The organism is Streptomyces flavochromogenes (assembly GCF_000717595.1).
Taxonomy (GTDB): domain Bacteria; phylum Actinomycetota; class Actinomycetes; order Streptomycetales; family Streptomycetaceae; genus Streptomyces; species Streptomyces flavochromogenes.
This window is the reverse complement of sequence record NZ_JNZO01000039.1, coordinates 16,482-33,150: the sequence shown is the minus strand read 5'-3', so window position 1 is coordinate 33,150 and position 16,669 is coordinate 16,482. Positions and strand designations below refer to the sequence as shown.

The following is a 16,669-nucleotide window of genomic DNA, read 5'->3' as shown; positions in this document are numbered from 1 at the left end:
CGTCGACGGGGAATGTGCCGACGGCGCGGGCTGGACCGGGGAACTGCACAGCGCCTCCATCGGCTGCTGTATTCCTTCCTCGGCTGTCACCTCTTAGGTCATCGCACGGCTCGGAGGAGTGTTACGCCCAATCTTCGTGGCCCGAGTCACACCTCATGTGCGACAAATCAACGCAGAGGGATATATCAGCGTACATTCACTCCGCCCGAATCCTGGCACCGGCCGGGGAAACCCTTCCGGGCTCCCCGGGCGGCGCTCGGACCCGGCGGCGCGCGATGTCCACGCCTCCGCGCTCCCGGCCACGGCCCGCGGGTCAGTGTTCGCGAGGGGCGGGGACGACGCGCTCCACCTCGGGGTGGACCGTGAGCAGGGCTCGCATCGCCGTCTCGGCTCCGAGGGCGTCGCCCGCGGCGAGCGCGTCCACGATCCGCGCGTGGTGCCCGAGACAGGCCTCGCTCGGGCGGTCACAGCCCGTGACGGGGCCGCCGGACACCTGGAGCGCCGCGCCGACGATGCCGGAGAGGTGCTCCAGCATCCGGTTCCCGGCGAGCTGGATGAGGAGCGAGTGGAACTCGGTGTCGGCGCGGGAGAACGTGATGCCGTCCCCCTGGGCGAACGCGTGGCCCATGATCTCGACCATGTCGGCGAGACGCTGCTGCACGTCCTCGCGACCGTGCCCGGCGGCGAGGCGGGCGGCCAGGGGCTCGATCGTCCAGCGCAGCTCGTTCAGCTCACGGCGCTGGTCGTCGCGCTGCGGGCCGAAGGCGCGCCACTCGATGATGTCGGGGTCGAGCAGGTTCCAGTCGCTGACGGGCCTGACGCGGGTGCCGACGTTCGGGCGGGCGCTGACGAGCCCCTTGGCCTCGAGCACGCGCAGCGACTCCCGGACGACGGTGCGCGAGACCTCGAACCGCTGACCGATCTCCTCGGGGACGAGCGGGCGGTCGGCGCCGAGATCGCCGGAGACGATCATCTGGCCGAGCTGCTGGACGAGCTGGCCGTGGAGCCCGCGCCCGCGGTTGCCGGCGCTGCGGCGGCCGACGCGGCCCAGGTCGGTGTCCACCCCCTCCCAGGAGGGCGGGCCCACGCGGCCGGCGGCGGGCGCCTCCGCGTAGGGGTAGCGGTCGAGATCGCCCGGGGCGCCGAGGCCGGAGTCGACGGAGCGGGCGGCGGTCATCATGGTGTGCGCAAGGGTACTCACGCATCCTTTGTCGGCGCTGCCTCCGTGACCCTTGAGGTCTTTGGTGAAAAGCACACGAAAGGGTGATCGGCACCCCCTACACAATTGACGATTTATCGGACATAACGGGCACATTTCAAGAGAGTTGACCGCGAACCGGAACCTTTAGGTCCGCAAGTGATCACCAACGCGCCTTACGACGAAGGCCGGTGAACACATAGGCGCAGAGCAATCCGGTCAACGTCAGAGAGAGAGCCACTCCCGCGGGCTGCCCGAGCACCCGCAGCGCGCCCGCCAGCCAGCGATCCACCGCCGGGGACCACTGCGGACCGGCGAACTCCCGGAGCCGCGCCGGAAGTCCGGCGGCCGACCGCACCGAAGGTCCGGTCAGCACCTTCTGGAGCAGCGGGACGAAGGCGACCGGAACCGCGAGGACCGCCGCCACACCGGCCGCGGCCGCCCGGAACACCCCGGCGCCGAGGACTCCGGCCCAGGCGCAGCCGACCATCAGCCCCAGCCAACTCGCGCAGAGAGTCGGCCAGTTCTTCGGTACGGCGATCAACTCTCCGCCGTAGACGAACCTCAGAGCCTCAAGATCCACCACAGCGACGGCCGCCCCGAGCACCAGGGCGACGGCCGCCGCCACGGTCAGTTTCGCCAGCAGCAGGCCGGGTCTGCGCGGAACCGCTCCCCGGCCCGTGGTGAGCGCGGGATAGCGGTACTCCTCACCGAAGGAGAAGGCGCCGAGCAGTCCGGCCCCGAGCGCCGCGGGCGGCAGCGGGAAGAGCGCGGGCCAGCCGGCCACGACCGCGGGCACGGCGGCGCTCCCGCCCCGTCCGAGGAGGAGGGCGATGGTCACGGAGCCGAGCAGGACGGCCGCCGCGACGAGCGGCGTGGACGGCACGCCCAGGAGGCGATGGATCTCGTACCGCAACGGCCGCAGGGGCGAGCGGGCGGGCCTCCGGGCCCCACCCCGCTCCCCGGCAGCGGGGTCACCGGTCACGGCAGCAGGGGGTACGGAGTCCGTGGGTACGGGGTCACCGGTCACGGAGCCGCCGACTTCGACCGCACGCCCGGAGCCGGATACCGGGCCGGCCTCTCCCGTCGGGGTACGCCGAACGGGCAAACTGCCGGCCATGCCGTCGATGTCGCCGGTCTCGGCGGCGAGCAGGTGGATCGGTACGCCATGGCGGAACGCCGTGTCGCCGACGGCCGCGCAGTCGCTCCCGTAGACGGACAGCCGGTTGCCGTCCTCGGCGACGACCTCGACCGGCCGACGTGCGGCCCTGGCCTCCTGGGTCACGACCGCGGCGAGCCGTGCGGCCTGCGGGGTGCGGACGGCGACGCGGGGGCGCAGCCGGGTACGGGCGAACTCGGTGACGTCCTGGTCGGCGACGAGTCGCCCACCGTCGAGCGTCACGACCCGGTCGGCGTTGCGCACCGCGTCCTTGGGATCCGCCGTGGTGTACAGCACGGTTCCCCCGTCGTCCGCGTGCGCCCGCAGCAGCTCGTACAGCCAGGCGCTCTCGGATACGGAGAGGCCGGCGCCCGGCTCGTCGAGCAGCAGGGTGTGCGGGTCACCCAACAGGGCGGAGGCGAGGCCGAGTCGGCGATCGGCCCCGATCGGCAGGGTGCCGATCCGCCGGCGCTCCAGGCCGTCGAGACCGACGACCCGGGACAGTTCCCCGGCCCGAGAGGCGGGAACCCCCGTGGCGGCGCAGAGCATCCGCAGCTGGCCCCGGAGTGTGCGGGAGGGGTGCCCGGGGATGTCGCCGAGGAGAACGCCGACCTCGCGCGGGGGGTGGGCGATGCGGTGCAGCGGCCGACCCCGGAAGTAGGTGATCCCGCGGCCCGGCTCGAGTTCGAGCATGAGCCGGAGCGCGGTGGTCTTGCCGGAGCCCGCGGTACCGAGGAGAGCCGTCACGGTACCCGGCCGGGCCTCGAACGTCAGATCGTCCACGGCGGGTGGGCGATCGCGGCGGGGGGTGCTGGTCAGTCCGATTGCCTGGAGCATCGCTTCTCTCGCGGTAGATGACACCGCTCCGCGGCAGGGCGGCGCTACCGCAGCAAGATAACGCTACATTTCGGACTTTCGGCGTAGGGTTGGCGCCCAGGAGCGCCGGAAACACCGGTCTGTCAGACCTCGGGGCGCAACATCGGCGGGTTGAGGAGAGTGGCCCCACCTGCCCTGAAGAGCTGGGCCGGGCGTCCGCCCTGACGAGTCGTGGTGCCACCGGCCGGCACGAGGAAGCCGGGCGTGCCGGTCACCTTCCGATGGAAGTTGCGCGGATCCAGGGCCACACCCCAGACGGCCTCGTAGACGCGCCGCAGCTCTCCGACCGTGAACTCCGGCGGGCAGAAGGCCGTGGCCAGGGAGGAGTACTCGATCTTGGAGCGGGCCCGCTCCACCCCGTCGGCGAGGATGCGGGCATGGTCGAAGGCGAGCGCCACCGGGCCGCCTTGCTTCTCGCCACCCGCCATGTCACCGGAGTCCCCGGCAGCGCCGGCGCCATGGGCCACTCCGATGGCCTCCGCGGTCCCGGCGAGCACGTCTTCTCCGAGCAGCTCCTCGACGGGTGCCCACCGGGCGCTGTTCGCGTCGCCCCCGGCCCGCGGCGCGGGAAGGTCCGGGGCGAGCGCCAGGTGCGCGACGCTGACCACCCGCATGCGGGGGTCACGGTCGGGCGCCCCGTAGGTCGCCAGCTGCTCCAGGTGTGCGCCGTTGCTCGGCACGGGCGGCGGGGCGGCCGGGTCGTGGGCGCAGAGGCCCGTCTCCTCGACCAACTCGCGCGCGGCGGCACCACTGAGGTCCTCGTCCTCACGCACGAAGCCGCCGGGCAGCGCCCAACGCCCCTGGTACGGCGCCTCTCCCCGTCGCACGACCAGGGTGCAGAGCGCATGGCGGCGCACGGTGAGCACGACCAGATCGACGGTCACGGCGAAGGGCGGAAAGGCCGACGGGTCGTAGGGAGGCATGCCGCGATCATAGTCGTCTTCCTGACGATAAGCACGCCCCTCGGGGGCATCCACGCTGACTTCCACGCCTGGCCGCGAGGCTTCCGTCGTGTCTGTGCCCGGCATCCCGTCACACCCCCAGTTGAAGGCCCTCTGCGGCCTCCTCGACCATACCGAGACCGAGCCTGCCGACCCGCACGGCGAACGGCTCACCCGCGACCACGAGCCCCGAGAACCGGATCGCTCCGAGCGGCGCCGACCTCAGGGGATGCGTCGTCACGGACCGGCCCGGCGCGTCCGGCCGGATTCCGGCGAGGGCGAGCAGCGCGTGGACGGCTCCGGCTGCCGCGACCGCCGCCGGCCGGCACGCGGCGGGGTGCGGCACCGGTCGCCCGCCCGCCGTGCGCTGCTCCCCCGCGTACATCTCGGGCAGCCGGTACGTGAAGGCCTCCGCCGCGTCGAGCAGCCCGCGGAGCAGTGAGGCGGCCTCCTTCTCGTGGCCGAGGGCGGCGAGTCCTGCCACGGCGACCGCCGTCTCGTGCACCCGCACCGCACCCGCACGGTGGCCGAAGGGGTTGTGTCCCGGCTCCTTGGCGCCCAGACTGCGCAGCCCCCAGCCGGAGTCCAGGGCAGGGGTCCCGAGCAGTCTCGCCACCTGTTCGGTCTCCGTCCTGTCCAGCAGCCCGTGGGCGAGTCGGCCGCCGCCCAGCAGCCCGGTGTCGAGCAGGTGCGCGGCCCAGCCACCGAGCTGGGACCAGGTCCGCCCGTCCGGTCCACGGGCGACGGCAGGCCGGCCGCCGGCCCGGTCGTCGAGCCAGAACTCCCTCCGGAAGCGCTCGCGCAGGGTCTCTGCCGCATCGCGCAGTGCGTCTCCCCCGGGCCTGCCGCAGGCGTCGAGCAGGTCCGCGCCGAGCAGCGCCGCGCGATGCGCGTGTGCCTGTGTCTCGGCGCGCCAGGGCCCGGCGGGCCCCGGGTCCGGCACCAGCCCGCTCGCGCCGGCCGTCCGGCGCAGCCAGTCGAGGCAGCGCTCCGCCACGGGCAGCAGCTCTTCGAGGTCCGCCGCCGGCAGTCCCCAGCGGCGGGCCTCGGCGAGCACGACCGGACAGGCGAGGGTGGCCTCGATGCCGGTGCAGCGGGGCGGCAGGTGCGGGCCGGCGTCCCTGAGAGGTCCCAGGATGCGGCCGGACTCGGCTCCGCCGCCGGAGAGTTGGGTGCGCCCGAGGGCGCGCAGGGTGGTGACGGCGAGCCGGGTGCCGAGGGGCAGGGCCATCCGTGCCGCCCAGAGGGCCTCGGCGGTGACGGGTCCGCAGCGCCAGGGGACGCCTGCGGCGAGGTGGACGTCCGCCGGGTGCGCCGGGTCGCGCTGGAGCAGGGCCCGCAGGTCCTCGACGGAGGCGCGCAGAAGCTCCCCGGGACGGGTGTCGTCGCCCTCGGCGAGGGCTTCGGCGAGGACGTGGCCTCCGGGCCGCCCCGCACCGCCCGGAGCGCCGGTGGGCCGCCCGGGCGAGCCGTCGTGTACCCGCAACCGGACCGTGAACGTGCCCCCGGGCGCCAGCTCTGCCTCCCAGCGGAGGACGCCCGCCGCCGCCAGGGCGTCCATGGGCGGCGGATCCGCCGTGACGGTGACGGATCGCCCGCCGCCGCCGGTCCAGCGCAGGCCGGTGCCGTGGACGCTCGCAGTGAGCTCGGGTCCGGGCCGGCCGGACGCCACCGCGCCCAGGTCCGCGAGATCCGACCCCAGAGCGATTTCCAGGGGGAGCCGGAGGGGGCGGGCGACGGCGCTGCGGAGGGTGATCCGTTCGGTGCCGTCGGCGCTCCGTGTGCGTTCGACGGCGAGCCCGGGATCGGGGCCCATGTCCCCGGGGACGCGGACGGCTCCGAGGAACACCGCCCGGTCCGCGGCCGCCATTCGGCCCTGGAGGGCGACCGGCTCACGCCCCGCCACGCGCAGGACGCAGCGGGAGAGGAGCCGTCGCCCCGCCGTGTACACGCCCTCGGGTCCCTCGCCGGTGAGCTGGCCGTGCTCGGCGCAGACGGCGAGAGCGGGCAGGGCCACGCAGAGAAGCGCGTTGTGCACCGAGGGGAGCTCTGCGGGCCGCGCCGCGCGCGGTGGCGCGGCGCCGATACCGGCAGCGGCCCCGGGTTGGCGCCCGGCAGGGCGTCCCGGCGCGTGGCCGATCGGAGGGCCGGTGGGGCGGCCGGGGGCCGGGACGGGGCTGAGGGCCATGGCGGGTACGGGGTGCTCTCTGTGCGGACCGGGCGGCCGGCGAGGTGTCGGCGGGACCGTTCGGACGGCTCCGCCAGAGAGCTGAACGCGCCGACGGGCGGCCGGGTCACGGTCGTCATCGTCCGCTCCTGGTGTCGCGCCGGCCGCCGCGCCTCGGACTTCCGCTCCCCGGCTTGCCCGCGGCGGGCCCAGCGGGCCGGACGCCCGCCGCGGAACGACGCTCCGCCCCACGGGTCTGGCGACCGGGCTTCCTCAGGGTCTGCCGACTGCTCCGCGGGTGGGCGACGCGTGTCCGGACCTGCAGTGATGTGCCCGAGGCGGTCTCGTCCGAGGCGATCCGGCTGTCCCGCTCGGCCCGCAGACAGGAGCGGAGAGACTCGGGGTCGAGCCCCTCGTTGCACGCCTGGTGCAGCAGCCGGGCGAACACGTACTCGGGGTCGATGTCGAGTGCGAGCCCGAGGGCGACCCGGGCGGTCGGCTCGTCGCCGGCGGACCAGGCGGTCCAGCCCGCGAGGGTGAGCGGTGCGGCGGCGTGCTCCTGGTAGGGGGCGACGCAGCGCCGGGCAAGCACGCGCCAGAGGCGCAGGGCGGCAGCGCCCTCCCAGCCCTCCATCCATTCGGCGGCGCGGTCCCGGGTCGCCCGGTCCTGGAGACCGAGGATCAGCGCGGCCGCTTCGCCGGTCTCGACCAGCGCGTCGTCGGCCGCGTCGCTCTCGGCGGTGCCTGCGATGCCCGCCCGCACGGTCCTCGGGGCGGTCGAGCCGGCGGTCCGGCCGGTCGGCCCGGCCTCCCCCGGCGGATTGACGAAGCGGCGGAGGACCTGCCGTGCCAGGCGCAGAGTCGTCTCGCGCACCTCATCCCGCCCCTTGCCCTCGGCGTCCTCGAGGATACGGGGGACGATCTCGGCGGCGCTCGCGTCGAGTGCCGCGCGCTGTTCTTCCTCCCGGGGGCCGCCGGCGGGCTGGAACCGCCTCTCCATGTCCCGCAGGGACCCCCGCACCTGGACTCCGGCGTACGCCGCGGTCGCCGCCATCACCGACGTACCGCTGAGGGCGAGCGGGGTGCCGTCGGGCGGGCAACAGCGGGCGTCGGGGCAGCAGTAGGAGAAGAAGAGACCGTCGGAGATGCAGAGTGCCTCGTAGACGGGGATGTCGAGAGCGCCGCACGCCGTGCGCAGCCGCTGCGCGAACGGGCGCAGTCGTTCCATGACCCTGCGGCCCGTCTCGCCCGCTGCGGGGTCCTGGCAGAGGAAGACGACGATGCCGTCGGGTCGGGTGCCGCTCCTGCTGCTTCCCTCCACGAGGCATTCGGCCAGGTGATCGGCAGTGGACGCCCATTCGCTGGGCGAGCTGGGAATGCCCAGCCTGACGCGACCTCCGAAGCGGCCGTGCTCGCCGTGGAGGGCGACCAGGACGACGGAGTCGGTGGGGTGGAAGCCCAGCACGAACGGCAGGGCGTCGGCCAGTTCCGCCGGGCCGCGCAGGGTGATCCGGGTACGGGTGAGGTCACTGGATTCGTGGTGATTCGCGTTCATGGTCAGGACGGTCTCGTGATCTCCCGAATTCCGAAACCCCTGTGGATAACTCCCGGAACGGGGCTTCCGTCGGCCTGTCGAGTTGTCCACAGGTTCGGCGCTCATTCGCGCGATGTCCGAGGGATCGGGTTGCATGGAGTCATGACCCACGCAGACCCCCTGGAAGACCGCGCCGCGCTCCGGACCGCCGCCGATGCCGTGCTCGCCCGTCTCGTCTCGGACCCGACCGGGACGGCGAGACTGCGCGAGGACCAGTGGCGGGCCATCGAGGCCCTGGTCGCGGACCGGCGCCGGGCCCTGGTGGTGCAGCGGACGGGCTGGGGCAAGTCGGCCGTGTACTTCGTGGCGACCTCGCTGCTGCGTGGGCGCGGCAGCGGCCCGACCGTGATCGTCTCCCCGCTGCTCGCACTGATGCGCAACCAGGTGCAGGCGGCCGCTCGGGCAGGCATCCGCGCCCGCACGATCAACTCGTCGAACACGGAGGAGTGGGACACCGTCCAGGAGGAGGTGGCCGCCGGCGACGTGGATGTACTCCTGGTGAGCCCCGAGCGGCTCAACAATCCGGATTTTCGTGACCAGGTGCTGCCCCGGCTCGCTGCCGCCACCGGGCTGCTCGTGGTCGACGAGGCGCACTGCATCTCGGACTGGGGGCACGACTTCCGGCCCGACTACCGCCGGCTGCGCACGATGCTGGCGGACCTGCCGTCCGGGGTTCCGGTGCTCGCCACCACGGCCACGGCGAACGCCCGGGTGACGGCGGACGTGGCCGAGCAGCTCGGTACGGGCGCCGGCACGGACGCCCTGGTTCTGCGCGGCGCGCTGGACCGGGAGAGCCTTAGCCTTGGCGTGGTCCGGCTGCCGGACGCGGCCCACCGGCTGGCCTGGCTGGCCGACCACATCGGCGAGCTGCCCGGTTCCGGCATCATCTACACGCTGACGGTCGCCGCGGCGGACGAGGTCACGGCCTATCTGCGCCAGTGCGGTCACACGGTCTCCTCGTACACGGGCCGTACGGAGAACGCCGACCGTCAGCAGGCGGAGGACGATCTCCAGGCCAACCGGGTCAAGGCCCTCGTGGCGACCTCTGCCCTCGGCATGGGCTTCGACAAGCCCGACCTGGGGTTCGTGGTGCACCTCGGGTCGCCGTCCTCCCCGATCGCGTACTACCAGCAGGTCGGCCGTGCCGGGCGAGGTGTGGAGCATGCCGAGGTGCTGCTGCTGCCGGGGCAGGAGGACGAGGCGATCTGGCGCTACTTCGCCTCGGTCGCCTTCCCGCCGGAGGAGCAGGTGCGTCGCACGATCGACGTGCTCGCACAGGCGGGCAGGCCCTTGTCCCTGCCCGCACTGGAGCCTCTGGTGGAGCTGCGCAGGACCCGTCTGGAGACGATGCTCAAGGTCCTCGACGTGGACGGCGCGGTGCGACGGGTGAAGGGCGGCTGGGAAAGTACCGGCCGCCCCTGGGTGTACGACACCGAGCGGTACGCCTGGGTGGCGCGGCAGCGGGAGGCCGAGCAGCAGGCGATGCGCGACTACGCGGCGTCGTCGGGGTGCCGGATGGAGTTCCTGCGCCGTCAGTTGGACGACGAGGAGGCCGCGCCGTGCGGTCGCTGCGACAACTGCGCGGGGAGTCGCTTCGATCCGAAGGTCTCCGACGCGGCACTGGACGCGGCGAAGGGCGAGCTGGGCCGGCCGGGTGTGGAGGTCGAGCCGCGGAAGATGTGGCCGACCGGACTCGCAGCGGTCGGGGTCGATCTGAAGGGTCGTATCCCGGCCGGCGAGCAGGCTTTCGGCGGGCGCGCTCTGGGACGGCTCTCGGACATCGGCTGGGGCAACCGGCTGCGTCCTCTGCTGGCCGACACCGCCGCCGATGGTCCGGTTCCGGACGATGTCGTGCAGGCGGTGGTGCACGTGCTCGCCGACTGGGCGAAGGGGCCCGGCGGTTGGGCCTCCGGAGCGCCGGACGCACCTGCCCGGCCGGCAGGGGTGGTCACGGTCGCCTCCCATCGGAGGCCTCGACTGGTGGGTTCACTCGGACAGCGGATCGCCGAGATCGGCAGAATGCCCCTGCTCGGTGCGGTGGAGTACGTGCCCGAGGCGGAGGATGTCCGACTGTCCCGGACCAACAGCGCCCAGCGGGTGGTGGGGCTGCAGCGAACCCTGACGGTCTCCGCCGAACTGGGCGAGCGGCTGGCCGCGGCGGGCGGGCCGGTACTGCTCGTCGACGATCTGTCCGACAGCGGTTGGACCTTGGCGGTGGCGGCGCGGCTGCTGCGACGGGCCGGAGCGGAAGGGGTGTATCCGCTGGTACTTGCCGTCCAGGGGTGAAACGGGAGGGGGAACGGGGAGTGAACAATGGGCAACTGGGCAGGGATATGAAAGGCATACCGCCGCAATCCCGTCAGCGGCCTCAATTGCTCGTTGCCGCTCGCCCACGGGCCCGCAAGAATTGGGAAACCGCCTCGCACGCCCCGCCAGCGGTCCGGACGGGCTGTGCTGTGGTGCGCCCTCACCCGACCTTGCCCGCCTTGCGGGCGCGTATCCGAAGGGAGGACCGTGACCCTCGGATTCGCTCCGCCCACAGCCGCCTCGCTCAGATCGTCGTCCGAGTCCGCCAACCGCCTCGCTCGGATACTCGAACCGGCCGAGTGGGCCGCGGCGGGGATCCCCCTGTTGAGCAATCCGCGCGAGATCGTCGGCGGACTGCACTCACGCCACACGCCCACGCCCTCGATGGCGGTCCTCGCGATCCTGGACCACGAGGAACGGATCGCCGCCAGCGCCTCGTTCGTCCGCCGTCCCACGCCGGCGGACGGCTGGGAGTTCCGCAACGCACTGCTCGCCCATCTGCGGCGGGTCATTCCGCACGACCTCCGCAGGCGCACACCCGTACGGACCGCGGTGCTGATGTACTGCCGTGAGGGCGACGAGCGCTGGACCGAGGAGGACGGAGCCTGGATGTGGGGGCTCCGCGACGCCTGCACCCTGCACGGTCTCCGCTGCGGCGCGTACATCTCGCTGACCCGAGCCGGTTGGCAGGTGCTCGGTGAAGGCCGCGGTGGCCGTCGTCCGAGTTCCGATTCGCTTCCCCTGCCGCTCGGCGAGGGTCCGGCCGAGCTCGGCCGACTGACGCCGCGAACCGCGAGCGGCGCGACCGAGCCCCTGCGTCGGGCCGCCGCGCGCTGATCGCGCGGACGACGTCGGCCCCCGCCGGACCCGGTGCGGTCCGGCGGAGGGGCGTTCGTCAGACTCCGGCGCCCGTTCCGAGGAGCGCCGTGACGCGCTGCGGGTCACCGCAGACGACGAGCAGGGCTCCGGCGCGGGCCATGGCCGACGGCAGGGCCTTGGCGGCCGTCTCGTCGTCTCCGCCGTTGACGGCGACGATCACCACGGGGCGGGCGGTCGCCCGCTCCACGGCGGCGGCGTGCGCGAAGAACACGTCGTCACCGGTGTCCTGCTGGGCCCAGTAGGCGGGCTCGCCGAAGGACAGCTCGTGCGTGGCCCACGGGTGCGGGTCGCCGGTGGTGAGCACCAGGACCTCGCCCGGCGCCCGTCCGCTCTCCAGGAGCAGGTCCAGGGCCTCTTCGGCGGCGTCGAGCGCGCCGTCGACGGAGGCCGGGATCAGCTGGAGCTGCGGCGCGGATCGCTGCTCGGAACGATTCTCCGGGGTGTTCGCCGAAGACGGCGCGGGACCGGGGTGCGGGCGCGGCGCCGCGGGCCTGGCAGGCCCGGGAACGGGGCGTCCGGGGCGCGGTGAGGCCGCGGTACGCGGGCCGGGTACGGGACGGGGGGTCGACGCGGGGCGGCCGGCGGCCGCGGTGGCGCGGGGACCCTGGGCGCTCTCGTGAATCTGAGGCTCCTCGGGGATGAGAGGCATGAGTGGATGTCTATCAAACGCCGCTGCGCGAGGCACCGGCGGGTGGGCACACATGTGCACCCCGGTCGCGCGGAAGACCCGCTCCTTGGACAGGGCCGGGATCCCGCGACCGGAAGTTCAGAAGTCGAAGCCGAGTTGGCCCCCGCTTTCCAGCGCGACCGCCTCGGCGGAGAGGCGGACCTTTTTGAGGTGGCACCACCTGGGCATCGCGTCCAGGTACGACCAGGAGAGACGGTGGTGCGGGGTGGGCCCCAGCTCTTCGAGCGCCGCTTTGTGGACCGGCGAAGGGTAGCCCGCGTTGGCAGCGAAGGCGTACGCCCCATAGTCCTCGCCGTCGACGCCCAGCTCCGCCATGGCGGCATCCCGCCGGACCTTGGCGATCACGGAGGCGGCGGCCACGGCGATGCAGGACTGGTCGCCCTTGATCACCGTACGGACCTGCCAGGGGCTGCCGAGGTAGTCGTGCTTGCCGTCGAGGATCACCGCGTCGGGCCGCACGGGGAGGCCTTCCAGGGCCCGGACGGCCGCGAGTCGCAGCGCGGCGGTCATGCCGAGCTCGTCTATCTCCTGCGGAGAGGCGTCGCCCAGGGCGTACGCCGTGACCCAGTGCTCCAGTTCCGCGGCGAGCGCGGTACGGCGCTTGGGGGTGAGCAGTTTGGAGTCGGTGAGCCCTTCGGGCGCCCGGCGCAGTCCGGTGACGGCGGCGCACACGGTGACGGGGCCGGCCCACGCCCCGCGTCCGACCTCGTCGACTCCGGCAACGATCTTGGCGCCGGTGGTGGCTCGGAGCGATCGCTCGACGGTGTGGGTGGGTGGTTCGTACGGCATGGCGCCTGACAGGTTACGCCGGTAGGTGCCGGGTGCGATACCCGGATTCCCGCCGGGCGCCCGAGGGGCCGTCGCAGTGCACCCCCGGGCCGGTGCGCATCACCCCTCGGAGGCCGCCCGGCCCGCTCAGGCACGCAGCAGCGGCACCATGATCCGGTCGATCAGATCGGCGATCTCACGGTCCGGCCATTCGCTCGCGCACACTTTCGAGCGATACATCATCATCGCGGGTACGACGTCGACTACCAGGTCGTTGTTCGCGTCCGCGCGCACCTCACCCCTTGCGATTCCACGGCGCAGCACATCCCGGAAGAGCCGGGCCGAGGGCTCGACCACCCCGGTGACGATCAGGCCGTGGAACCGCTCGGCGGCGTCGGCATCGCATTCGTGAAGGACGGCACGCAGGGCGAACCCGGGCTTGGAGTACATGACGTCCCGGACGCGACGGCACAGCTCGTACAGCTCCTCGCGCACACTTCCCAGATCCGGGGCCTCGTCGAGGGCCGGAAGTCCGGCCTGGAGCGCGTCGGCGACGAGGTCTTCCTTCGAGGGCCATCGCCGGTACACCGCGGCTTTACCCGTCTGCGCGCCGACTGCGACACCTTCCATCGTCAGACCGTTCCATCCGACGCTGCCCAGCTGCTCGAGCGTGGCCTCCAGGATGGCCCGTTCGAGTACGGGGCCACGGCGTCGCAGTGCCACCCCTGCCGGCCGGGCGGCGGCCGTGGAGCGCGAAGTAACCATCAGGATCTCTCCGTTGAGGCAGTGTCACGTCGTCGGCAGTGCCCAGTGAACGGTTGCGTTCACTGAGGGGGACTCACTACCGTGATGAACAGTGAACGGGTGCGTTCACTAATTCTTCCGTGGGGGATCCATAGTGACAACTTCTCCGGTCGACACACAGACCAAGGACGGACCAGCCCGCGCCGGAGGACGGCCGGGTATCGCCTTGACGGTCATCGCCGCCTGCCAGCTGATGGTCGTCCTCGACGCCACCATCGTGAACATCGCCCTGCCGCACATCCAGGACGCGCTCTCCTTCTCGACCACCGACCTGTCGTGGGTGCTCAGCGCCTACACGCTCACCTTCGGCGGTCTGCTGCTCCTCGGCGGGCGGGCCGGGGACATCCTGGGCCGCCGCCGGGTGTTCATGGCAGGCATCCTGCTCTTCACCTTCGCCTCACTGCTCGGCGGCTTCGCCCAGGAGCCCTGGCACCTCCTCGCCGCGCGGGCCCTGCAGGGCGTCGGCGGCGCCATCGCCTCGCCCACCTCGCTCGCGCTGATCACCACGACGTTCCCCGAAGGGCCGGAGCGCAACCGGGCGTTCGGCGTGTTCGCCGCCGTCTCCGCCGGTGGCGGCGCGATCGGTCTGCTCGCCGGCGGCGTCCTCACGGAATGGCTGGACTGGCGCTGGGTCCTCTTCGTGAACGTCCCGATCGGTCTGCTGATCGCCTTCCTGACCCCGCGCTACATCGCGGAGTCCGAGCGTCACCCCGGCCGGTTCGACATCGCCGGGGCCGCGACCTCGACACTCGGTATGGCGGCGCTGGTCTACGGATTCATCCGCGCGTCCGAGAAGGGCTGGAAGGACGCGCTGACCATCGGTTCCTTCGTCTCCGCCGTCATCCTGCTCGTCGCCTTCGCGGTCGTGGAGTCCCGCGCGAAGGAACCGATCACCCCGCTCCGGATGTTCGCGGACCGCAACCGCTCGGGCACCTACGTCATCATGCTCAGCCTGGCGGCCGCCATGTTCGGCATGTTCTTCTTCATCGTGCTCTGGGTCCAGAACGTCCTGGGCTACACCCCGATCCAGTCCGGCCTCGCCTTCCTTCCCGTGACCTTCGCGATCGGCGCCGGCGCGGGGCTCGCCCAGCGGCTGCTGCCGGTGCTCGGCCCCAAGCCGTTCATGGTGAGCGGTGCGGCGATCACCGGCACGGGTCTGTTCTGGCTGACGTTCATCAGCTCGGACAGCAGCTACGTGAGCGGTGTGCTCGGACCGATGATCCTCTTCGGCTTCGGCATGGGCCTCAACTTCGTGACGCTCACGCTCACGGCCGTCTCCGGAGTGGCTCAGCACGAGGCGGGAGCCGCGTCGGGCCTGCTCAACGCCACGCAGCAGGTCGGCGGTTCGCTGGGCCTTTCCATCCTGGTCACGATCTTCGGCACGGCGAGCCGCGAGGAGGGCGAGAAGCAGCTGCCCGGATTCCTCGCGAACTCGACGCCCGAGCAGCAGGCCGCGGCGATGAAGACGCAGGAGCTGCCCCCACCATGGGGCCACGAGGTGCTGACCTCGGGTATCTCCTCGGCCTTCACGGCCGCCGTCGCGATGGTGCTGATCGCGCTGGTGACGGCCGTCCTGGTGATCCGGGTCCGCAAGAGCGACCTGGAAGCGCTCAGCGGCCGGGCGGAGGCCGCGGGGCCGGTGGCCTGAGAACGCGCCGATGGCCCCTGAATCCCTTCCGGGTTCAGGGGCCATCGTGCCGTTTCAGGCCGTCTCGACCGGAACCCACTCCGGGAGGTCCTCGGTCTGCCGCAGCCAGTCAGCCGGCGGCGCACCGGTCGCCGCCGCGGCCACCACGCCTCCGGCGATGGCACAGGTCGTGTCGACATCGCCACCGACCTGGGCAGTCGTCCAGAACACCCGCTCGAAGTCCCCGAGGCCGCGGGCCGCCGACCAGAGCGCGAACGGAACCGTGTCGTGTGCGCTCGTCCGCCGGCCGCTGCCGAGGACCGCGGCGACCGTGCCCGCGTCGCCGTAGTCGAGCATGTCGCGCGCGCGGCGCAGTCCCGCCCCGACCGCACTGCGTGGCACCAGGGCGACGACTCCGTCGAGCAGTGCCTCCGGAGTGGGCGGCCCGGCAGGGTCGGCGACCAGGGCGGCCGCGGCGGCCACCGCCATGGCACCCACCACGGCCTCACGGTGCTGGTGGGTCGTGTAGGCGGAGATCTCGGCCTGGTGCGTCGCCTGCTCCGGGTCGTCCGCGTACCAGGCTCCGAGCGGTGCGATCCGCATCGCGGCGCCGTTGCCCCAGGAGCCCTGCCCCTGGAAGAGCGCGGCGGCCAGTTCCCGCCAGTCGCCCCCCTCCCGGATGAGCCGGAGCATGCGGTTGACCGCGGGGCCGTAGCCCCGGTCGAAGTCGTGGTGCCGAGCGAAGGACATGGCCAGGGAGTCCTGGTCGATCCGTTCGTGGCGGGCGAGGACGGCCAGGACGGAGCAGGCCATCTCGGTGTCGTCGGTCCACTGCCAGGGGCCGTCGGGCAGCTCGCGCCGCTTCAGCAGGGGATAGTTGGCGGGTACGAAGAACTGGGAGCCCAGGGCGTCTCCCACGGACAGCCCGCGCAGGCTGGCCAGGGCGCGGTCGAAGCGCCGGTCGAATGAGGAGTCAGCGGTCATCGGTCCGCCACTCTATCCGGTAGGGCCGTACGGTTCCGGAGTACGCCAGCGTTCGAACGGCCTGTCCAGTCGGTATCGCCCGTCCGCGTGGAGCAGGAGCATGCGGGTCTCGGCGTTGCCGGGGTTCGACAGCGATTCGAAGTCCGCGACCGTCCAGTGGAACCAGCGCATGCAGAACAGCCGCATGGTCAGCCCGTGGGTGACGATCAGGACGTTGTCCGGATGGTCGGGTGCCTCGAAGCTGCGGTAGAGGCTCTCCAGGAACGCTCCGACCCTGTCGTACACGTCGGCCCCCGACTCGCCCTGGGCGAAGCGGTAGAAGAAGTGCCCGTACGCGTCTCGGTAGGCCTTCTGCAGTCGTACGTCCTCCCGCTCCTGCCAGTTGCCCCAGTCCTGCTCCCGCAGCCGGGGCTCCTCCCGCACCCTGACCTGCTCCGGAGGCAGCCGGAAGGCGCGAAGGGTCTCGTGGGTGCGTCGGTACGGCGAGACGTAGACGCTCACCGCCTCGTCGCCGAAGAGTTCCCGCAGCCGCTCCCCCGTCTCCTCCGCCTGTCGCCACCCGGTCTCCGTGAGCCGCAGGGCGTGGTCGGGCTCCCGTTCGTACACCGTGTCATCGACATTGCCCTCGGACTCTCCGTGCCGTACGAGAACGATGCGCCGCGGTCGTGCCATACCTC

13 protein-coding genes are annotated in these 16,669 nt (G+C 72.6%); 3 read left to right on the top strand and 10 right to left on the bottom strand.

The genetic code is table 11. The features are described from left to right. Positions 1-313: 313 nt before the first annotated feature. From IF00_RS0135505 to IF00_RS0135485, 5 genes are all read right to left on the bottom strand, one after another. Positions 314-1,201, bottom strand: coding sequence for a FadR/GntR family transcriptional regulator (locus IF00_RS0135505; protein ID WP_078944983.1), 888 nt, complete (start codon positions 1,199-1,201; stop codon positions 314-316). A 160-nt stretch (positions 1,202-1,361) separates the two neighbouring features. After that, the gene (locus tag IF00_RS0135500; RefSeq protein WP_030325361.1) at positions 1,362-3,194 is read right to left on the bottom strand and encodes an ABC transporter ATP-binding protein; all 1,833 of its coding nucleotides are present in this window, start codon (positions 3,192-3,194) and stop codon (positions 1,362-1,364) included. A 122-nt stretch (positions 3,195-3,316) separates the two neighbouring features. Next, positions 3,317-4,156 (bottom strand): NUDIX hydrolase, encoded by an 840-nt coding sequence (locus IF00_RS0135495; RefSeq protein ID WP_030325360.1) that lies wholly within the window; start codon positions 4,154-4,156, stop codon positions 3,317-3,319. A 109-nt stretch (positions 4,157-4,265) separates the two neighbouring features. After that, entirely contained in the window at positions 4,266-6,362 is a 2,097-nt protein-coding gene (locus IF00_RS0135490; RefSeq protein WP_030325358.1) for a glycogen debranching N-terminal domain-containing protein, read from the bottom strand. A 115-nt stretch (positions 6,363-6,477) separates the two neighbouring features. Continuing rightward, on the bottom strand, positions 6,478-7,896 hold the full coding sequence (locus IF00_RS0135485) for a DUF4192 domain-containing protein (RefSeq protein ID WP_030325356.1): 1,419 nt from the start codon (positions 7,894-7,896) through the stop codon (positions 6,478-6,480). A 141-nt stretch (positions 7,897-8,037) separates the two neighbouring features. On the opposite strand from IF00_RS0135485, the gene IF00_RS0135480 reads away from it, so the two are divergent. Continuing rightward, the gene (locus IF00_RS0135480; RefSeq protein ID WP_030325355.1) at positions 8,038-10,221 is read left to right on the top strand and encodes a RecQ family ATP-dependent DNA helicase; all 2,184 of its coding nucleotides are present in this window, start codon (positions 8,038-8,040) and stop codon (positions 10,219-10,221) included. Between the two features lie 228 nt (positions 10,222-10,449). Continuing rightward, a complete protein-coding gene (locus tag IF00_RS0135475) occupies positions 10,450-11,079 on the top strand; it encodes a hypothetical protein (protein WP_030325353.1) in 630 nt (209 codons plus the stop codon). A 58-nt stretch (positions 11,080-11,137) separates the two neighbouring features. Here the strand turns inward: IF00_RS0135475 and IF00_RS0135470 are convergent, their stop codons facing one another. The 3 genes from IF00_RS0135470 to IF00_RS0135460 form a co-directional block, all read right to left on the bottom strand. Next, positions 11,138-11,770, bottom strand: coding sequence for a hypothetical protein (locus IF00_RS0135470; RefSeq protein WP_030325351.1), 633 nt, complete (start codon positions 11,768-11,770; stop codon positions 11,138-11,140). 117 nt (positions 11,771-11,887) lie between these two features. Next, entirely contained in the window at positions 11,888-12,598 is a 711-nt protein-coding gene (locus IF00_RS0135465; protein WP_030325349.1) for a ribonuclease HII, read from the bottom strand. A gap of 126 nt (positions 12,599-12,724) precedes the next feature. Further along, a complete protein-coding gene (locus IF00_RS0135460; protein WP_030325347.1) occupies positions 12,725-13,342 on the bottom strand; it encodes a TetR/AcrR family transcriptional regulator in 618 nt (205 codons plus the stop codon). Positions 13,343-13,475: 133 nt separating this feature from the next. On the opposite strand from IF00_RS0135460, the gene IF00_RS0135455 reads away from it, so the two are divergent. Then, positions 13,476-15,029 carry an MFS transporter gene (locus IF00_RS0135455; protein WP_030325345.1) on the top strand — a complete coding sequence of 518 codons (1,554 nt, stop codon included), beginning with the start codon at positions 13,476-13,478 and terminating at the stop codon, positions 15,027-15,029. Positions 15,030-15,083: 54 nt separating this feature from the next. On the opposite strand, the gene IF00_RS0135450 is transcribed toward IF00_RS0135455, so the two are convergent. Both IF00_RS0135450 and IF00_RS0135445 read right to left on the bottom strand, forming a co-directional pair. Then, the gene (locus IF00_RS0135450) at positions 15,084-15,992 is read right to left on the bottom strand and encodes an ADP-ribosylglycohydrolase family protein (protein WP_030325342.1); all 909 of its coding nucleotides are present in this window, start codon (positions 15,990-15,992) and stop codon (positions 15,084-15,086) included. Between the two features lie 12 nt (positions 15,993-16,004). After that, the gene (locus tag IF00_RS0135445; RefSeq protein WP_030325338.1) at positions 16,005-16,664 is read right to left on the bottom strand and encodes a histidine phosphatase family protein; all 660 of its coding nucleotides are present in this window, start codon (positions 16,662-16,664) and stop codon (positions 16,005-16,007) included. Positions 16,665-16,669 lie beyond the last annotated feature (5 nt).

Bases quoted from the DNA above. Each gene is read 5' to 3' on its own strand.
- IF00_RS0135470 (WP_030325351.1), bottom strand. From the start codon at position 11,770: ATGCCTCTCATCCCCGAGGAGCCTCAGATTCACGAGAGCGCCCAGGGT.
- IF00_RS0135450 (WP_030325342.1), bottom strand. From the start codon at position 15,992: ATGACCGCTGACTCCTCATTCGACCGGCGCTTCGACCGCGCCCTGGCC.
- IF00_RS0135500 (WP_030325361.1), bottom strand. From the start codon at position 3,194: ATGCTCCAGGCAATCGGACTGACCAGCACCCCCCGCCGCGATCGCCCA.
- IF00_RS0135465 (WP_030325349.1), bottom strand. From the start codon at position 12,598: ATGCCGTACGAACCACCCACCCACACCGTCGAGCGATCGCTCCGAGCC.
- IF00_RS0135490 (WP_030325358.1), bottom strand. From the start codon at position 6,362: ATGGCCCTCAGCCCCGTCCCGGCCCCCGGCCGCCCCACCGGCCCTCCG.
- IF00_RS0135485 (WP_030325356.1), bottom strand. From the start codon at position 7,896: ATGAACGCGAATCACCACGAATCCAGTGACCTCACCCGTACCCGGATC.
- IF00_RS0135495 (WP_030325360.1), bottom strand. From the start codon at position 4,156: ATGCCTCCCTACGACCCGTCGGCCTTTCCGCCCTTCGCCGTGACCGTC.
- IF00_RS0135460 (WP_030325347.1), bottom strand. From the start codon at position 13,342: ATGGTTACTTCGCGCTCCACGGCCGCCGCCCGGCCGGCAGGGGTGGCA.
- IF00_RS0135480 (WP_030325355.1), top strand. From the start codon at position 8,038: ATGACCCACGCAGACCCCCTGGAAGACCGCGCCGCGCTCCGGACCGCC.
- IF00_RS0135445 (WP_030325338.1), bottom strand. From the start codon at position 16,664: ATGGCACGACCGCGGCGCATCGTTCTCGTACGGCACGGAGAGTCCGAG.